At 44.5% G+C, this 17,279-nt stretch carries 15 protein-coding genes and 1 riboswitch; of the genes, 9 read left to right on the top strand and 6 right to left on the bottom strand.

Annotated elements, in window-relative coordinates; translation table 11 throughout:
- The first annotated feature begins 104 nt into the window (after positions 1 to 104).
- From E4U82_RS10395 to E4U82_RS10385, 3 genes are read left to right on the top strand one after another with little or no spacing between them, the layout of a single operon-like run.
- Positions 105 to 1,034 carry a 1,4-dihydroxy-2-naphthoate polyprenyltransferase gene (locus E4U82_RS10395; protein ID WP_135110132.1) on the top strand — a complete coding sequence of 310 codons (930 nt, stop codon included), beginning with the start codon at positions 105 to 107 and terminating at the stop codon, positions 1,032 to 1,034.
- Positions 1,035 to 1,053: 19 nt separating this feature from the next.
- Positions 1,054 to 1,434, top strand: a complete 381-nt coding sequence (locus E4U82_RS10390; RefSeq protein ID WP_135110131.1) for a hotdog fold thioesterase — start codon at positions 1,054 to 1,056, stop codon at positions 1,432 to 1,434.
- 18 nt (positions 1,435 to 1,452) lie between these two features.
- Complete coding sequence (locus tag E4U82_RS10385) at positions 1,453 to 1,791, top strand: TraR/DksA C4-type zinc finger protein (protein ID WP_135110130.1); 339 nt, start codon at positions 1,453 to 1,455, stop codon at positions 1,789 to 1,791.
- A 342-nt stretch (positions 1,792 to 2,133) separates the two neighbouring features.
- On the opposite strand, the gene E4U82_RS10380 is transcribed toward E4U82_RS10385, so the two are convergent.
- The 3 genes from E4U82_RS10380 to E4U82_RS10370 form a co-directional block, all read right to left on the bottom strand.
- Entirely contained in the window at positions 2,134 to 2,724 is a 591-nt protein-coding gene (locus E4U82_RS10380; RefSeq protein ID WP_135110152.1) for an ECF transporter S component, read from the bottom strand.
- Between the two features lie 228 nt (positions 2,725 to 2,952).
- Positions 2,953 to 3,102, bottom strand: a riboswitch (FMN riboswitch).
- Between the two features lie 223 nt (positions 3,103 to 3,325).
- On the bottom strand, positions 3,326 to 7,738 hold the full coding sequence (locus tag E4U82_RS10375) for a S8 family peptidase (protein ID WP_135110129.1): 4,413 nt from the start codon (positions 7,736 to 7,738) through the stop codon (positions 3,326 to 3,328).
- 731 nt (positions 7,739 to 8,469) lie between these two features.
- Positions 8,470 to 9,525: a M20/M25/M40 family metallo-hydrolase gene (locus E4U82_RS10370; RefSeq protein ID WP_135110128.1), complete on the bottom strand. Its 1,056-nt coding sequence runs from the start codon at positions 9,523 to 9,525 to the stop codon at positions 8,470 to 8,472.
- A gap of 182 nt (positions 9,526 to 9,707) precedes the next feature.
- Between E4U82_RS10370 and E4U82_RS10365 the strand changes: the two genes are divergently transcribed.
- From E4U82_RS10365 to E4U82_RS10345, 5 genes are all read left to right on the top strand, one after another.
- On the top strand, positions 9,708 to 10,271 hold the full coding sequence (locus tag E4U82_RS10365) for a thioredoxin family protein (protein WP_135110127.1): 564 nt from the start codon (positions 9,708 to 9,710) through the stop codon (positions 10,269 to 10,271).
- Positions 10,272 to 10,349: 78 nt separating this feature from the next.
- Complete coding sequence (locus tag E4U82_RS10360; RefSeq protein ID WP_135110126.1) at positions 10,350 to 11,348, top strand: potassium channel family protein; 999 nt, start codon at positions 10,350 to 10,352, stop codon at positions 11,346 to 11,348.
- Between the two features lie 264 nt (positions 11,349 to 11,612).
- Complete coding sequence (yugI, locus tag E4U82_RS10355; protein WP_135110125.1) at positions 11,613 to 12,005, top strand: S1 domain-containing post-transcriptional regulator GSP13; 393 nt, start codon at positions 11,613 to 11,615, stop codon at positions 12,003 to 12,005.
- Positions 12,006 to 12,398: 393 nt separating this feature from the next.
- Complete coding sequence (locus E4U82_RS10350) at positions 12,399 to 13,751, top strand: glucose-6-phosphate isomerase (RefSeq protein WP_135110124.1); 1,353 nt, start codon at positions 12,399 to 12,401, stop codon at positions 13,749 to 13,751.
- A 515-nt stretch (positions 13,752 to 14,266) separates the two neighbouring features.
- Positions 14,267 to 15,436 carry a MalY/PatB family protein gene (locus tag E4U82_RS10345; RefSeq protein ID WP_135110123.1) on the top strand — a complete coding sequence of 390 codons (1,170 nt, stop codon included), beginning with the start codon at positions 14,267 to 14,269 and terminating at the stop codon, positions 15,434 to 15,436.
- Between the two features lie 53 nt (positions 15,437 to 15,489).
- On the opposite strand, the gene E4U82_RS10340 is transcribed toward E4U82_RS10345, so the two are convergent.
- From E4U82_RS10340 to E4U82_RS10330, 3 genes are all read right to left on the bottom strand, one after another.
- Positions 15,490 to 15,831, bottom strand: a complete 342-nt coding sequence (locus E4U82_RS10340; protein WP_135110122.1) for a hypothetical protein — start codon at positions 15,829 to 15,831, stop codon at positions 15,490 to 15,492.
- A 69-nt stretch (positions 15,832 to 15,900) separates the two neighbouring features.
- The gene (locus E4U82_RS10335; protein ID WP_135110121.1) at positions 15,901 to 16,476 is read right to left on the bottom strand and encodes a superoxide dismutase family protein; all 576 of its coding nucleotides are present in this window, start codon (positions 16,474 to 16,476) and stop codon (positions 15,901 to 15,903) included.
- A gap of 87 nt (positions 16,477 to 16,563) precedes the next feature.
- Positions 16,564 to 16,749: a hypothetical protein gene (locus E4U82_RS10330; protein ID WP_135110120.1), complete on the bottom strand. Its 186-nt coding sequence runs from the start codon at positions 16,747 to 16,749 to the stop codon at positions 16,564 to 16,566.
- Positions 16,750 to 16,869: 120 nt separating this feature from the next.
- On the opposite strand from E4U82_RS10330, the gene kapB reads away from it, so the two are divergent.
- Positions 16,870 to 17,262 (top strand): kinase-associated lipoprotein KapB, encoded by a 393-nt coding sequence (gene kapB / locus E4U82_RS10325; protein WP_135110119.1) that lies wholly within the window; start codon positions 16,870 to 16,872, stop codon positions 17,260 to 17,262.
- Positions 17,263 to 17,279 lie beyond the last annotated feature (17 nt).

Here is a 17,279-nt window from a genome sequence, read left to right as displayed (position 1 = left end):
AAGAGACACGTAAAAGGAGCTGTTCAAAAAGTCCGGTGAAAATGACTCGTCGATAGAGACTATATCCCCCTTTTTGAACACGCAGTATAAAGGAGAGGGGAACCTTGAGTACCACAACATCTATCAAAGAAGAACTTAATGAAAAAGGCGGTTTCCAAATATGGTGGAGGCTGTTGCGCCCACATACGCTGACCGCTTCCATCATTCCAGTATTTGTCGGGACGATGTTTGCACTTACTGGTCATCATATAAACATACTACTATTTCTGGCCATGCTGCTAGCATCCATCCTGATCCAAACGGCCACAAATATGTTCAATGAATACTATGATTTTGTGCGCGGGCTGGACAACGAAAAATCAGTGGGGATCGGTGGAACGATTGTCCGTGACGGTATTTCCCCTAAAAAAGTTCTTGGACTGGCACTTTCATTTTTTGGTATCGCCATGCTGCTTGGAGTGTATATCTGCATCGAATCAAGCTGGTGGATAGCTGCCATCGGTTTAATATGTATGCTTTTTGGATATTTATACACTGGAGGGCCTTTACCGATTGCCTACACACCATTCGGCGAACTTTCTTCCGGTTTCTTTATGGGAACGGTCATCATTGGCATCAGTTACTTTATCCAGACCGAGACACTGACAACATCTGTGATTTGGCTGTCCATCCCAATCGCTATTTTTATTGGCGGCATCATGATGTCCAATAACATTCGTGATTTGGACGGCGATAAGGAAAACGGCCGAAGAACAGTCGCCATCCTTCTCGGCAGGAAAAATGCTGTACGATTCCTGGCGGCCATGTTCAGCAGTGCCTACTTTTTGACAGCATTCTATATTTTTGCAGGTGTTCTACCAATATGGTCCATTCTGGCATTTTTGAGTATTATTAAAGCCGCAGATGTCATCAAGAAATTCCGTGGCAAAACAAAGCCTCTGGAAATGATGCCAGCCATGGCTGCAACAGGCAAGACCAACACACTATATGGATTGCTGCTTGGCGTTTCACTGTTGGTCAGCAACTTTTTCTGATTGAAGGAGAGGACAATAAATGGCATTTGAAAACACATTAATGGAGTCGCTTGGAATTGAGACGGTGACACTCGATGAAGATCGGGTCGTCATGAAGATGCCTGTTGACCGCCGAACACTTCAACCGGCCGGTTTTCTGCACGGGGGCGCAAATGTCGCCCTGGCTGAAACAGCCGCCAGCGTGGGCGCCACTTTAAATGCCGACCTTGAAAAATTCAACGTATTCGGCATAGAAATTAATGCCAATCACATTAAAAGCAAGCGCGAAGGCACCGTGACAGCAACGGCAGAACCAATTCATAAAGGCAAAAAAACAATGGTATGGGGCATCCGTATAACCGATGAGCATGATCATCTGATATGTACATCTCGCTGTACGATTGCTATTGTTCACAAGTAATCGAAAGGAGTCTTTCCAATGCTAAACACAGAAGAATTTAAAAAACGGTTGCTGAAAATGAAACAAGATACCGAAGCGAAAATGGAGGCAGGTATTGGATCCAGCCCAAATGATGTGACCGGCGACCTAGCCGATTATGATAACCATCCGGGAGATATGGGAACTGAACAATTCGAACAGGAACGGCAAGCCGGCCTTAACATGGACAGAGCTGAACAATTAAAGGAAATAGATGACGCCTTGGAACGGATTGAAAACGGAACATTTGGATTAAGCGAAAAATCTGGAAAACCCATACCGGAAAAACGGCTTGAAGCAGAGCCCACAGCAAGATACCGTGTTGACGAACAATCATGAAGGACTGTCTAAAGGGACAGTCTTTTTTGATGGCTGGGGGTGTCGTCGATGTTTGCGGGTTTACCATTGATGATTGCACTTCTACCGTTGATGTTTGTGCCTCTACCTTTGATGTGTGTGCCTCTACCTTTGATGTTCCGCTCATACCATTGATATCAGCCCGTTCACCCTCGATATGCGCCCCTCTTCCGTTGATACCAGCCCGTTTCACCCTCGATATGCGCCCCTCTTCCTTTGATACCAGCTCTCCTACCATCGATGCCCACGCACCTACCGCTGATTCGTTTCCAAAAAACAATTAAAAAGGGAGAGTCTTTATCCTTAAAGACTCTCCCACTTAAGCTATGCTGCGAGATTCGCTTGTTTTTGTTCTATCCAAGCCTTCATTTTAATAAATAACGGGATAAACAACAGGCCAACAATAACGCCTTTTAGAAGATTAAACGGCAAGACGCCTGCTGAGACTGCCACCCATTTCGCAGTAGCTCCCGCCATTTCAGGAGCTCCGATAAACCAGGCATATGCCGGCAGAACCACGTAATAGTTCAGCACACTCATGCCGATTGCCATAACCATTGTTCCGGTTACCAGACCCGAGATAATACTTTTAACACCCTTAAATTTATGATAAAGGATGGCCACAGGTGCAATAAACATCACTCCCGCCAGGAAGTTTGCTGCCACACCAATCGGATCGGCCGCACCTGAAACAAGCAGATACAGTAGGTTCTTAATCCCCTCAACAACCACCCCAGCCAATGGTGAAAAAATAAGTGCTGCGATCAGTGCAGGTACTTCACTGAAGTCAATTTTTAAATAAGGCGGCAGGAACGGCAATGGGAAATTTAAGAAAAACAGTACCAATGAAATTGTTCCAAGCAGCGCCAGTATAATTGTTTTCAATAGTTTTGATGATTGGGCATTCCTCTGCATCATCATTATCCTCCCTCATCCTGATCGATTCACATCTCTGTCTGATGAAGGATAAGCCGTTTCCTGCAGTAATACGTAAGTAGTGGTGTTGTCGCCATGCCATCAATTTGATTAAATCCCAGATAACATCGTATCAGCACAACTATAAAAACCCTAAAACCTATTCAGGGCTTTAGGGTATTATTCACAGGAAATATCAAGGTACAAAACTGCACCAATTTCACGACTTGTCATCTTCTCCCATCCAGACTGTAACTGTCGGTTCCGGAATCACACCGGATCCACCGCCATGCCTTGACAAAGCGGGTCACGGACTTGAAACATGCAATCATGCTCCTTACCGTCGGTCGGGAATTGCACCCTGCCCCGAAGATGGAATCGATATGTTGTTGTGTACTTATTCTAACTCAAGTCTGATAAAATGGCAATAGTTATGCTTTACCTTTGTGTGTCATCTTTTTCCCGATCTAGTTGGAACGCCATTTCTCAGCACTTTTTGTACACTTTCCATGTCTACTGTCGATCATGTGAATACTATGTAAATGAAAATCCCCTGGACTGCATCCGTGTAGCCCAGGGGATTTTTTATGCAAAAACCTAATTATTCACCGTCCACATTAATGAACAATTGACCATCAGCTGTCTCGCGTGTTTCGTTGCCAAAGTCATCGGCAACTTTTACCTCAATGACAGCACCTTCTGCCACAACATTGTTGGTAGCTGTCCAGTAGCCGACATAGTGGCCGTCAGACATCTCCATCATTGGCAGTTCGGTCACATTGGTACGTTGAACGGCTGTGGCATTTGTCAGCGGCATATGGATAGAGAATGTAGCATTCTGTCCAGGCTCACTGTCAAATTCGATTTTGACACTTTCTCCTGCTTCTAAATTCGTATCATCTGTCGGCAGGAGATTCTCAATCGTTGGCGCGACGTAATCCACATCAATGGTGACTGCTTCGGTTGCTGTATTCCCTGCCAAATCATTGGCGACTACTTCAATTTCATTTTCGCCATTATCAAGCAGGATTCGCTGTGAATAGGATCCATCGTCTGCCACGTCAGCTTCACGCCCATTGACTTCGACGGTGTCCAAATTGGCATCGTCAACCGAACCCTCGACGGTGACGGTTTCACGATTGGTTTTATCGCCGTCTTCAGGATTGGCAATCGTGATCTCCGGACTGGCTGTATCCAAGGTCACTTTTACAGGTTCGGATTCTCCTGTTTCAGCACCATCCATTATAGATACTGCTTTCAATTCATTGTCACCCTCGGAGAGCTCCATAGGAATGGCAAATTCACCGCTATCGTCAACCTCAGTTGTCCCGGCTTCTTCGCCGTTATTCAGCAATTGAATCGTTGTCGTTGGTGAAGCTGTGCCCTCAACGGTTGTCTCCGCTTCGTTCGTGATCAGATCTGACTCCGGTGACGTAATGACCGGTGCTTCCACTTCATAGCTGACACGGGAACGGATCATATAGTTTCCTTCATCCGCCGGTGACTGTGACCATGTTCCGCTTACTTGCTGATAGCTGCGCTCGGCGTTCGTGCTGCTTTCATCCGTTGCAAGCCCTGGAACGTTCGGGTTAGCGCCTGTCTGAACATAGACCATATAGAAATCACCGTCAACTGTGATATTGTGCTCCCTCAGGTCAACAACTGTCCATTGATCAAGATCACGAATGGCTTCAGCTTCGACAGGACCGGCAATTTTTTCACCCGGCGTGCCGTCATCTCCTTTTGCATCCCATACTTCAACCGCGAATTCAGTTCCACCGGGGTCAGGGAACTCAGTATCATGGAATTGGAAAACACCATCCGTTACAACGGCTGAATCTTTTCCTTCTGGCAGCGACATTTTGACTGCCCACTTGTTGCCGGCGTCGTAATATGCCCGGGCATTCTCAGCAGTGCCGTCGTCATAACCGATTTCTCCGCCAGGATACGTGTAGAACGGTTCAAGTTCGATATCCTGTTCCTTATCTTCATCAAGCGTAATTTCCACTTCTTTACTGTAGTAATCTTTTGCCATCACTTTAAGCGTATAGCTTCCTTCATACCCTGTAATCGAATAATCACCATTTTCATCGGATTCGACAGGGGTGACGTTGGCATCTTCCACAAGCAAAACAGACGCACCTTTAATCGGCTCACCTGTTGCTTCATCCGTAATCGTACCTGAAACAGTAGATTGTGGAACTTCATCAAGTGTGAAGTTGGCCTGTGCGGAACCATCCGCTTCAAGAGTGACAGTCTGTTCTTCCGATGCAAATCCGTATGACTCTGCTTTCAGCGTATAGGTTCCTGCCGCATGGGACATGGAGTACTCACCGGTAGCCGGATCAGTCATGACGGACCTTCCGCTTTCCAGTACACTAACTTCCGCACTGATTGGCAGTAGGTTCGGGTTTACGGCATCGTCATTTTCAGGCAGATCTTTTTCTTCTGGCAATACAGGATGAATCTTATTCGGATCCACTTTTTCTTTTAATCCTGCTTTTTCGTTTGCCTTAATAACACCCAGCCCCAGGCCATTTCCATTGTGAATACCATTAAACAGACGATTGTTGCTGCCATTATTGCCTTTGGCTTTACTGTTTCCTTTGTTTTTGCCTAATGAAACTTTGCTGCTTTGAGACGTATCGGACAGTGCTACATCGTCAATATACCAGCCATCACGTGTCACACTTCCATCAGTTGTCACATTAAAGCCGATATATATCCGTTGGCCGCTGTATTCCGATAAATCAACTTCAGCACTTTCCCATCCGTCTGATTCACCTTTTATTTCCGATAGCTGCGTCCATTCTTCCTGGTCAGTTGAAACAAATACATGGGCAAAATCGTACGCTCTTCCGGAATCATATATTTCCATGTCATGCCATTGATTGAATTGCAAATACGTATTTCCTTCAGGCATATCAATTGGTGGCATAACAAGTGTTGCATTCATGTCACTGCCATATTCACCATCCAGGTTGGTTGCATAAACGTTCTCACCGGATGCTGCATTTTCGGGACCGGATGTTGGTGTGCCCAGCTCCCAGCTGTTATTTTCACCAAATGATGTCCAGCCTGTAGGGTCATTTTCAAAGTCCTCTGCATACCCTGTTGAAATACCCGGTTGTACGTCAATAACATACTCCTCACTAGTCACATCATTCTCACCGAAATCACGGACAACCCATTGATATGTCAGCGAATCTGCCGTGATTTCCTCACCTGGAATGGTGGCTATATAATCGCCTTCCTGAAAATCACCGGATACACGGTCAGCTTCAACTGTCTGCCATTCGCCATCCGTATCCTGGTATTCAAGTTCGACTGATGCCACGCTGGTGTTGTCGCTGGCCTGAATCGTCAGGTCAAGATCCATCCCCGCATAGGTTTCCGACGGTGCTGCATGATCGAATACGGGAGCTTCATTATCTTCTCCCTGCTTCGATACCTGGCCTTCAATCGTACCAATGCCGTCTTGTAGTGCGTTTACAGCATCATAGGCGTTGACCAAACCATATCCAAACCCGTTGTTCGGGGATTCCGGATACGTACCATTCGTTAATGGGGTAGCTGTATCCATCAGAACCTGCTCCATGTCATCAACGGTAATGTTCGAATCTACCTGACGCAGAAGGGCTGCGACACCTGATGCAGCCGGTCCTGCCATTGAAGTTCCGCTCATAGCACCATACCCGTCACCAGGTAAAGAAGAGCGAATACCAACTCCAGGTGCCGAAATATCCGGCTTAATTTCGTCATATGGTGAAGGACCTTCCAATGAAAAACTTGCTAAATTGTCATCACTATCTGTTGCACCTGTTGCGAAAGACTCCGGATAATTGGCCGGTGTCGCAACGGATCCAGGTCCGCCCGGGTTAAACAAATCGGTATTACCTGCCGAAAATTCAGGGAATATGCCGGCAGCCCGCCAGTTAGTCACTACATCGCGATACCATTCGTCAAGACCTGGTCCACCGCCCCATGAATTGTTGACAACATCGGGGGCTAAATCGGCACGCGCGTTTCCATCCGCATCGGTCGGTGCCATGATCCACTCAGCAGCTTCTAACAAATCTGCGTCTGTTCCGCCGTCTTCCGTGAATGCTTTTACTGAAATGAACTCCGCTCCCGGTGCAACGCCTACCTGATTGTCACCATCCGTTTCATGACCGACCATTGTTCCGATGGTATGGGTTCCGTGCCCTTGGTCATCATACGGCTCTGATTCGCCAGCTGTTGCATCAAACCAGTTAAAATCATGATCAACTTCACCAGTCGCTGGATCATATCCACGGTAGTTTTCCTTCAGTGCTGGATGATCCCATTGCACACCCGTGTCAATGCTTGCTACAACACTGCTTGATCCATCAATGCCCATATCCCATGTTTCCGGTGCACCGACACGCTCCACGTTCCATTCAACGTTGGCAACCCCGGATTCAGGAGCCTTGGCATCTTTTGTCTCAGGTACTAACAATGTTCGTGTTTCGTTCGGTAAAATCTTTTCAACTTCTTCAAAGCTTGCAATTTGTTCAGCAACATCTTTGGTTGCCGTAACAGCCATACCATTCACAATATGGTAGGTTTGGACATTTGCTGCATTCCCTTTATCCGATTCTTTCTGCAAAAAAGTCTTAACATGCTGCTGTGATTCAAGTGCAGTCGACTTCAGTTCAGAGATAACCGCTGAACGCTGCATAAATTCAGCTTTTTGTGCGGTCATATTGGCAGATTCAGCCTTTTTCCCGGCCTGCGCTGCCGCCTTTTTCGAATCAGCCTTTTCTTTAAATTTGACAAGGAAAGTTACCTTTTCATTGTCTTTAAACTGTTTTTGCAGCCGTTCACTAACCTTTACGGCAGCAATTTCCCGGGAGTTTTTGAAAGCTTTATGCGGCTTGCTGTTATGATCAACAGATTCAGCAAAAGCACTTCCAGGAGCCATCAAAGAAAAAACCATTAACGCGGACGCTGCAATACTAAAGGCTTTCGTTCGACGCTTTCTTCTCGGCATTGTTTCTCCTCCCCTTTTGGTTAATAAACTGCCAACCGGCCCCCCCTTCTAGAAAAATGCGTGTCGGCTCATCGGTGCCTTTTATGAAGAATGAATCTATGATGTTACTGTCACTATAATAGAAATGATAGAAAAAATGTGTCGATTTGTGTCGTCTTATATCTGAATTTTCGGAATTGATAGGAAAGTACTGTACCATCGTTCAGTTCACATCAACAAAAGTACCACATTTTGTAATAATAACAGGACATGAAAAGTAGCAAAAACCACCTGCGTCAGTCTTTTAGCCAAAAGGCCGCCCTTATTCCCATCGACATCTTTCATAGAACAGATAGAAAAAATCAGGTAAATTGTCACATTAAATCTATTTGTCATGATTTTTCTATATAAAATCACAAAATGACCCAGTAACAATTTCTCATTTTATGCAGAATTAGATCTGACACAGGCATTAAGAACTAGAAATAAGCGCGTTCATAGCAGTACTTAAAGACCACCGGGGATAAGGCAGAAACAGGTTAAACGTTGTAAAACTATGACGGCATTTTCTCTGTTCCTTGGGTACATATTTCCAATGAAGACCTCTTGCTTCGTTTTTCTGATGTAAACGAAGCTGTAACAAAAGTATTTAAAGCAAAGAGAAGTGGAAACATCGTGGACGACCAAAACTTCGTAGGATTTAAAAACCCCAAACCTGGAACCAGGTTTGGGGCATTTACAAGTTCAACCTTTTAGTCAAGCGGGTTCAGGCTTTCTTCACCGGTCAGTCTACTGAGCATCGTTACAAGAAATTCAATTTCTTCATCGATATCCTTCAGACTGGCGGTTTCAACCGGGGAATGCATATACCTTAATGGAAGGGATACCAGTGACACAGGCACTCCCGGACCTGACAGCCGCATACGGTCTGCATCTGTCCCAGTCATCCGTGGTGTCAGTTCATACTGGACTTTCATATTCAACTGACGAGCAGTTTTTTCCAATAATTGATTAATTTTAATATTTATCGGTGCCCCTTTTGCAAGTACAGGGCCACCATCAAGTCTGACGTCACCATGCTTATTTTGATCAACGGCAGGGTAATCGGTCGCAAACGTCACATCACAGGCAATTGCCATGGTTGGTTCCAGACCTGCTGCCGCAAAATACGCACCACCCATATTCGTTTCCTCGTTGACGGTGCTGGCTGCATACACCCCAACGTTGCAGCCTTTTTCTGACAACTGCTTCAAGACCTCAGCTACGATGAACGCGCCTGTCCGGTTATCAAGGCCGCGTCCTGATACATAGCGGTCCATCAAGATTTCCGGGTCTGTTTTATAAACGGCCAGGTCCCCTATTTGCACATGTTTTTCGGCTTCCTCTTTTGTCTTATAGCCACAGTCAATAAACAAGTCTTCCAGGCTGAAGTCATCTTTCAGTCCACCATGATGCTGGGCGTTGACACCGATCACACCTGTCACCTGATCACTGAATCCGAGTATCGTAACCTTCATGCCGACCGCTGCTTTTGGGTTGATGCCGCCCATTTTATCAAAGTGCAAAAACCCGTGATCATCAATCCGATTAATGACGAGCGCAATTTCGTCACAATGCCCTGCCAGCAGCACCTTGAATGGTGCATCCGGATTCAGAACGCCGATCGCATTCCCGGCATTATCCGTTCTGATTTCATCCGCGAAATCCTTCACATAATTGATCCATTTTTTCTGAATCACCATCTCACTGCTGGATGGCGATGGTGTATTTAATAATTCCATCAAAAATTTCCTGTTTCCTTGTTCCATTGCCAATACCTCCTTAATAAATTGAACCAAACCGAATGTTCTCAGACAATTATCCTGCTAAAGCATATCAGATTTCACAAAAAAATGCGCGGCCTACATGAGCTAGAGAGCACTTTTGTTTACGACATATCAGCAATTGGGTACACTTTATGGAGAAATTTTAAAAAGGAGTGGCAGACTTTATGGATTTGAATCAATGGTTTGAAAAAGGGATGGATCCTGATACGTACATTGAATCCATGCAGGAAAACAAAAACAACCTGTTACATATCTATAATCACTTCACTCCGCCTGAAAACGACGCATTTACTCAAAAACTGGCGGAGAGAAACTTGCGTGTTATCGTACTCACAGAAGATTGGTGTGGGGATGCCATGTTGAATATCCCGGTATTGCTTCATATGGCGGAACAAGCGGATACACCGGTTAAGCTTCTGCTACGGGATCAAAACCTGGAGCTGATGGATCAGTATTTAACAAACGGCACTTCCCGTTCTATCCCCATCTTTATTTTTATTGACGAAGATGGAAATGAGGTTGCCAAATGGGGGCCGAGGGCTGAAAAAATACAACAGTTTGTGGATGAATCCCAACAAAAACTGCCATCCAAAGAAGATGAAGACTATAAGGAAAAGGCAAGAGAAATGTACCTTTTCATGTCAAAAACATTCCGGGATAACCCCGATTTCTGGCAGGACGTTTATGCAAGCATTCAGTCAACACTCGAAACGAATGTAGACCTGTGAATGACTGGTCTGTATAAGTGATGACTTCCTTTGCCCATACTAACGGTGTGAAATTTGTTATAGGCAAAGGTGACAAACATGAATCTTGAATCTTTCAAACATATTTTCTACCGGATGCCGGTTGTCGTCAGGCTTTTGCTTGCCGTATGTGTGCTGATGCTGTTTTTCGGAACCATCATCCACCTAATTGAACCACAAGAATTTCCAACAGTGTTTGACGGTGTATGGTGGGCATTTGTTACAGGCGCCACAGTGGGTTATGGCGATTACATTCCATTGACAATCATAGGCAGAGTTGTTGGCATTTTAATGATACTCTCCGGCGGTGGAATGCTCACATTCTATATTACAACGCTTGCAGCCAAAACGATTAACCATGAAAGCGACTTGTCAGAAGGAAAAGTTTCATTTAATGGCAAAAATCACATTGTCATCGTCGGTTGGAATGAGCGGACCAGACAATTGGTCGAGATGATTGCGGATAAGGACGCGAATCAGGAAGTGGTTTTGATTGACCGGACACTTAGTGAGCTGCCATACAGGCATTATCCAGTTCATTATATCCATGGTGATCCAAGTGAGGATGCCGTATTGGTGCAGGCCAATATCGAGGAAGCTGAATCGGTCATGATCAGTTCCGATATTACCATAAAAGAACGTAAAGCCGATATTGACACCATCCTGACAACCGTAGCAGTCCGCGGCAACAATCAGGATATACCCATCAATGCGGAAATCCTGACCATCAGCCAGGTTGAAAACGCGATTCGTGCCGGTGCTGATACTGTCATCGGATCGAATGATTTTATGAGCACATTATTCTACCATGAACTTTTTCATAAAAAATATACACGGCCGTTCGAAACCGTCTTAAATCTTTTGAACGAACAGCAATTTTCCCATATCAAAACGCCGGAGGAACTGGAAGGGAGCTCGTTTAGAGAGGGGGTTGACTTTTTCCTGGACAACCATGAGCTATTGCTCGGTATTATCCGTGACGGTAATTGGATGATGAATCCGTCTCAGGAGATCATTCTTGACAATGACGATACACTGATTATACTATCAGCCTGGTAATAGAAGCTTTTTATCACTTTTTCCCCTGTCCGGCTTCAAGGTTCTCGGGAGGACAGATGTTGGATGGTCATGTCTGGTACGTTCCCTACAAGATCCGTTCTATCAGTGTTTTCTTTTTATCCTATACAAGCGAATTCGGATGATCGACCCGTGCCGTCACACCTTTCTCACGAATAGTCTTTCTATTTTTTGCTCGAATTCGGTATTTATGCTAAAATGTTTTATTGTGTGAAAATAATCGAATAAGTTATAGGAGTGTTCAACATGATAGACAATTTTGAAGCGGGTCAGATTTTGGATGGCAAAGTAACCGGTATTCAGCCATATGGTGCTTTTGTCGCGCTCGATGAGGATACACAAGGATTAGTTCATATTTCCGAAGTAACACACGGTTATGTTAAAGATGTTCATGATTACCTGGCAGTCGGTGATGATGTGAAGGTAAAAATCTTAAATGTGAATGCTGACAACAATAAAGTGTCGCTATCAATCCGTGCAACCCAGGAGCCGCCCAAAGATAATAAGAACAACCCCAGCCAAAAGAGTCAGGACTCAAAACAGCAGGATCAGGCAAATACAGGTTTCAATACGTTAAAAGACAAACTGGACGAATGGATCAAACAGTCGGAAGAACGCGAAGAAAATTTTAAAAAATAATGGTTCTTAAACAAAATCTAAGGTTGATAAATAAAAAGAGTATTTTATGTAGGCGATCGCTACGAAAAAACACTTGGTGCTCGTCGTGTTGGAAGTTATTTCGGGGAAGCAGCACTCCTCGCAACTCGCAGTTTACTCGGCAGAAGTTTTGCTCGTCGCTTTCCGTGGGCTTGTCCTCAGCTTTCTTTATTGTTCTCACTTTTATTCATTCGTTTCAACCATAGATTTTAATGTTGATCCAAAATAATAAGATCGAATCAAGAGGCTTTTTCGTAACTACATGTGAAAAAGCTTCTTTTTTTAAGATGGTTCATTCTTGATTCAGCCGTGTTGTATCGGGTAAAGTAAAATAGAATGCTGAGGCTTTTTGAACAACCTTTTAAGGAGGATACCATGACACATATCAACTTTTCCTATAATGAGGCGTTGAATTTTTTTGACCACACAGAGCTTGATTATCTCTCTGAATATGTTGAATTGGCACATGATAAGCTCCACCAAAAATCCGGTCAGGGTAATAGCTTTTTAGGTTGGATGGATTTACCGGAAAATTATGACCAGGAAGAATTCAGACGGATTAAATCAGCGGCAGAAACAATCAGAAAGAATTCAGACGTGCTACTCGTCATCGGGATTGGCGGTTCATACCTTGGAGCTAGGGCGGCCATCGACATGCTGACGCACTCATTTCAGAACCTGCTTGCTGATGAACAACGGAATGCACCACAGGTTTTGTTTGTCGGAAATCATCTGAGTTCCACCTATATTCATGAATTATTTGATCTTCTTGAAAACAGGGATGTATCGATAAATGTCATTTCCAAAAGCGGTACAACAACCGAACCGGCGATAGCCTTTCGCATCTTCAAGAAGTTCCTTGAAGACAAGTACGGAAAAGACGAAGCCAAAAAACGGATTTATGCAACAACCGACAAGGAAAAAGGGGCATTGAAAACCGCGGCTGATCAAGAAGGGTATGAAACGTTCGTAATTCCTGATGATGTCGGCGGGCGCTATTCAGTGCTGACAGCTGTCGGTCTGCTGCCGATTGCCGTGAGTGGCGTATCCATCGACGACATCATACAAGGTGCCAAAACCGCCATGAACGATCTGTCGGAGCCATCCCTTGCTGATAATCCAGCCTATCAATATGCGGCTGTCCGGAATGTTTTATACAATAAAGGCAAAACGATTGAAATGCTGATCAACTATGAACCACATTTGCAGTATTTCAGTGAATGGTGGAAGCAGCTCTTCGGTGAGAGTGAAGGGAAAGATCAGAAAGGTATCTTCCCGGCGGCAGCCAACTTCACGACTGACCTGCATTCGATGGGACAGTATATTCAGGACGGACGACGCGATCTGTTCGAGACCGTCCTACATGTAATCAACCCGAAAAAAGATTTGACATTGGAAGCTGACGACGAAAACGCTGATGGCCTAAATTATCTGGCTGGAAAAACGCTGAATGACATCAATGATAAAGCATACCAAGGAACGTTGCTCGCTCATACCGACGGCAGCGTGCCGAATCTTGTGATCGAAGTGCCCGAACTGAATGCTTACACGTTCGGCTATCTTGTTTACTTTTTTGAAAAAGCCTGTGCCGTGAGCGGTTATCTGCTGGGCGTTAATCCATTCAATCAGCCCGGCGTTGAAGCTTATAAGAAAAACATGTTTGCCCTGTTAGGTAAGCCTGGATTTGAAGATGCAAAAGCGGAATTGGAGAAACGTCTGAAAGCGTAAAAAGACAAAATCCCCGACAAGACACGGGATTATACTGTGAACGAGGATAGCGCTTTTTGAAGAAAATATCTCAAATTTTTTTATTAGATTATGTTTATCATTTTAATCACCGGGTAATACTATAAATGTAAGACTTTCTCGTATTCCCCCTGTAAGCAAGGCATTCTGAATGCCTTGCTTTTTTTTCGTTGTCTGGGAAATTCCAGATTGAAACTGCTGTAAATAACTGGCAGCCTTATCAGCCACGTCCAGCGACTAGCAAACTTCACACTCCTCCACTACGATAAGTCAACATCGGTTCGCCACAGGCTCACCGTGTTTCCTTTATCTCATTGCGGAGTGCTCCAGTTTGTACGTCGCTAAACGGGCGCTTGCGCTTTTGTTTTTCATTTTTGGCGGATTACTGACCATTACACGCGGGATAAAAGAATGCTCAAACGGTTAATCTTTTCTGGATTTTGCAGTATAATAGTGGTCAGGTCCTAATTTATACTTAATTTACAAGGAGGTTAACGATGGGAATTTTTGAAAATGTATATAATCGTAATAACACGCGCTCGGTCAAATGGGACATGCGGAATACTGTATTCCAATCCGATGATGTGCTGCCTATGTGGGTGGCCGATATGGACTTTAAAGCACCACAGGCGGTTAATGACGCTTTAATCAAACGTGCTGAACATGGCATTTTTGGCTATACCATTATTGATGATGATGTAAAAAATCCAATCATCAACTGGGTGTCCAAACGACACAACTGGAAGATAAACAAAGAATGGCTTTCATTCAGCCCCGGTGTCGTAGCCAGTTTACATATGGCCGTTCAGGCTTTTACGAAACCTGGAGACAACATTCTGATTCAAACACCTGTCTATACACCTTTTTACAACGTGATTGAATCACATGACAGAAAAATTGTAAAAAGCCCGCTGCAAAAACAGGACAACTATTATCAAATTGACTTTGCGGATTTTGAAGAAAAACTAAAGCAGGGCATTTCAGCATTTATCCTGTGCTCGCCGCATAATCCGGTTGGACGTGTCTGGAAACAAGAGGAACTGCAGGAAATAGCGCGGCTGTGCCTGAAATATGATGTGCTGATTCTGTCAGATGAGATCCATGCCGATCTGATTTATCCAGGTGAAACGCACATTCCGATTGCTTCCCTGTCAGAAGACATTGCAGCCAATACGATAACGTTTATGTCACCATCGAAGACATTCAACCTGGCCGGTCTGCAGGCATCCTATATTATCACATCTGACAAAAAGACAAAGGAAACCCTTGACAGCCAGCTCCTGAAACAAGGACATAACATGCTGAACACCATGGGCAATACGGCACTGGAAGCAGCGTACCGTTACAGTGAAGAGTGGCTGGACGAGCTGAAGAGTGTGCTGCAACAGCATAAGGAATATGTCACTTCGATGCTGGAAGAAAAAACCGATATACTGACTGTCACGCGTTCAGAAGGCACTTATTTGCTGTGGATCGATTGCAGCAAACTACAATTGGACAGCGACGCTTTAAAGAAATTTATGAACGAAACAGCCAAAGTCGGACTAAACGCTGGGGTGGATTATGGTGAAGAAGGTAAGCTATTTATGCGTATGAATATTGCCTGTCCACGAGAAACACTTGAAAAAGGTGTCAAACGGCTGATTAGTGCCGTGAACAACCAGTAATTTCAAAATAAGGGTGGACCCACTTCGATGTGGGTCCACCCATTTACCATTTTTTAGTTTTTCGTTAGTATTCCGACGGCAACTCTGTTTTTCTGCTCTTCTGCTGATTCTTTCGCCCTTCTGCCGATTCTCCCGCTCTTCTGCTGATTCCCGCGCTCTTCTGCCGATTCTTGTGCCCTTCTGCCGATTCTCCCGCTCTTCTGCTGATTCTCCGCCCTTCTGCCGATTCTCCCGCTCTTCTGCCGATTCTTCCGCTCTTCTGCTGATTCTTTCGCCCTTCTGCCGATTCTTCCGCTCTTCTGCTGATTCTTTCGCCCTTCTGCCGATTCTCCCACTCTTCTGCCGATTCTCCCACTCTTCTGCCGATTCTCCCACTCTTCTGCCGATTCTCCCACCCTTCTGCCGATTCTCCCGCTCTTCTGCTGATTCTCCGCCCTGTTCGATTCACATTTTCCGATAAACCATTATTCTTCCTGTTTCTCATTAAAATCAGTCGGATCTGTTGGTGTTTCTGATGATTTCTTTTCATCCTTGGCAATAAGACCGCACGCTATTCTGGTACCGGATTCGCCTCCAGGCTGACTAACACCATCATCCTGCCCCTCATGGATAATGAGTGATGTACCCTCCCCGCTAAGGAGTGATTTTTTCCCATCCATTAACGTTGCCTCTGGAAGCATCAACTCAGCATCCACGAGTCCGTCCGAATTCGTTTCAATATTCGGCAGATCTCCAAGGTGTGAGCCTTCCGGATGCATCAACCCATGCTGATTGCCGTCAGGATTAAAGTGGTTGCCGGCAGATGTGAAGTCCGGCTGATCACATTTCGGATACTCATGAACATGAATACCGTGGTATCCTTCCTCAAGACCTTCAAGCTTGATTTTAAAATCAACACCGCCATCTCCCTCTGTTAACTTGACCGTCCCAATCATATCACCCGATGAATTATACATATCGACAGTCCGCGATGTTTCATTATTTCCCTGACAGGCCGTCAAAAATACTAATAGCATAATCATACATAATACCCTTTTCATGAGTGGTGCTCCTTTGCAGATAATTTATTTTCAGTATCTGCAAATCAGCTAAAAATAAACAGGCCCATTTTTGAAACAAGCCTGCTTTCACTCCCGGTCTTCAGTTGTATATTCTCCCTGCCCGTATTGCTCATCAACCTTTTTCGCTTCTTTTTTGGAATACTTTATAAAAAAGTACATAGTCAGTACCGCGCCGATCATAAAAATGATCAGTATGATAACACCTGGAATATATTCCGATTTATCTTCCGGAAAATACAAAAATTCCATCATGATTGATCACTTCCTTTACCTTTATTATAGCTTTCCTGAAATACAAGCCAAACCAGAAACATAACCATTGCTGAATACGCTTGAAATTTGGCACAATGGTAGAAAAGGGGGTTACCAAAAATGTCAGTTTCCATTGGAGACATTGTTCAAGTCAAATATAATTCAGGAAAATACATAGGTGAAGTGCTGGAGGATCGTGGTGAACGCTACTTGGTAAAAGTTTACGCCGTTGCACAACATCCAAAACAAGGTGATCTGCATAATCCAGGTGAGACGGAAGGCGTCGTTTTTCAAGAACGTAAAGCTCTTGCACATTATGAAAAAATGAATGTCGTCAAGTCTGCCGTTAAAAACTTTGACGGAGAATTACCGGATTATCAAACATCACTGCAAAAAGCCGTCGACGAAGCAAAAGAGCAGCTTTCCCAAAAGGATTCTGCATACAACCAACAGTCCCTGAAACAAATTGAAGAACTTGAACAGCACACCTACACAAAAAGTTATTATAGATAAAGCGAAACTTCATTCAA

The sequence above is a fragment of the Lentibacillus salicampi genome (assembly GCF_004565465.1).
Lineage (GTDB): Bacteria > Bacillota > Bacilli > Bacillales > Amphibacillaceae > Lentibacillus > Lentibacillus salicampi.
This window is presented reverse-complemented; position numbering and strand designations above follow the sequence as displayed.

Coding starts and splice junctions, on each gene's coding strand:
- E4U82_RS10390 (WP_135110131.1), top strand. CDS start 1,054: ATGGCATTTGAAAACACATTAATGGAGTCGCTTGGAATTGAGACGGTG.
- E4U82_RS10385 (WP_135110130.1), top strand. CDS start 1,453: ATGCTAAACACAGAAGAATTTAAAAAACGGTTGCTGAAAATGAAACAA.
- E4U82_RS10380 (WP_135110152.1), bottom strand. CDS start 2,724: ATGCAGAGGAATGCCCAATCATCAAAACTATTGAAAACAATTATACTG.
- E4U82_RS10375 (WP_135110129.1), bottom strand. CDS start 7,738: ATGCCGAGAAGAAAGCGTCGAACGAAAGCCTTTAGTATTGCAGCGTCC.
- E4U82_RS10370 (WP_135110128.1), bottom strand. CDS start 9,525: ATGGAACAAGGAAACAGGAAATTTTTGATGGAATTATTAAATACACCA.
- E4U82_RS10365 (WP_135110127.1), top strand. CDS start 9,708: ATGGATTTGAATCAATGGTTTGAAAAAGGGATGGATCCTGATACGTAC.
- E4U82_RS10360 (WP_135110126.1), top strand. CDS start 10,350: ATGAATCTTGAATCTTTCAAACATATTTTCTACCGGATGCCGGTTGTC.
- yugI (WP_135110125.1), top strand. CDS start 11,613: ATGATAGACAATTTTGAAGCGGGTCAGATTTTGGATGGCAAAGTAACC.
- E4U82_RS10350 (WP_135110124.1), top strand. CDS start 12,399: ATGACACATATCAACTTTTCCTATAATGAGGCGTTGAATTTTTTTGAC.
- E4U82_RS10345 (WP_135110123.1), top strand. CDS start 14,267: ATGGGAATTTTTGAAAATGTATATAATCGTAATAACACGCGCTCGGTC.
- E4U82_RS10335 (WP_135110121.1), bottom strand. CDS start 16,476: ATGAAAAGGGTATTATGTATGATTATGCTATTAGTATTTTTGACGGCC.
- E4U82_RS10330 (WP_135110120.1), bottom strand. CDS start 16,749: ATGATGGAATTTTTGTATTTTCCGGAAGATAAATCGGAATATATTCCA.
- kapB (WP_135110119.1), top strand. CDS start 16,870: ATGTCAGTTTCCATTGGAGACATTGTTCAAGTCAAATATAATTCAGGA.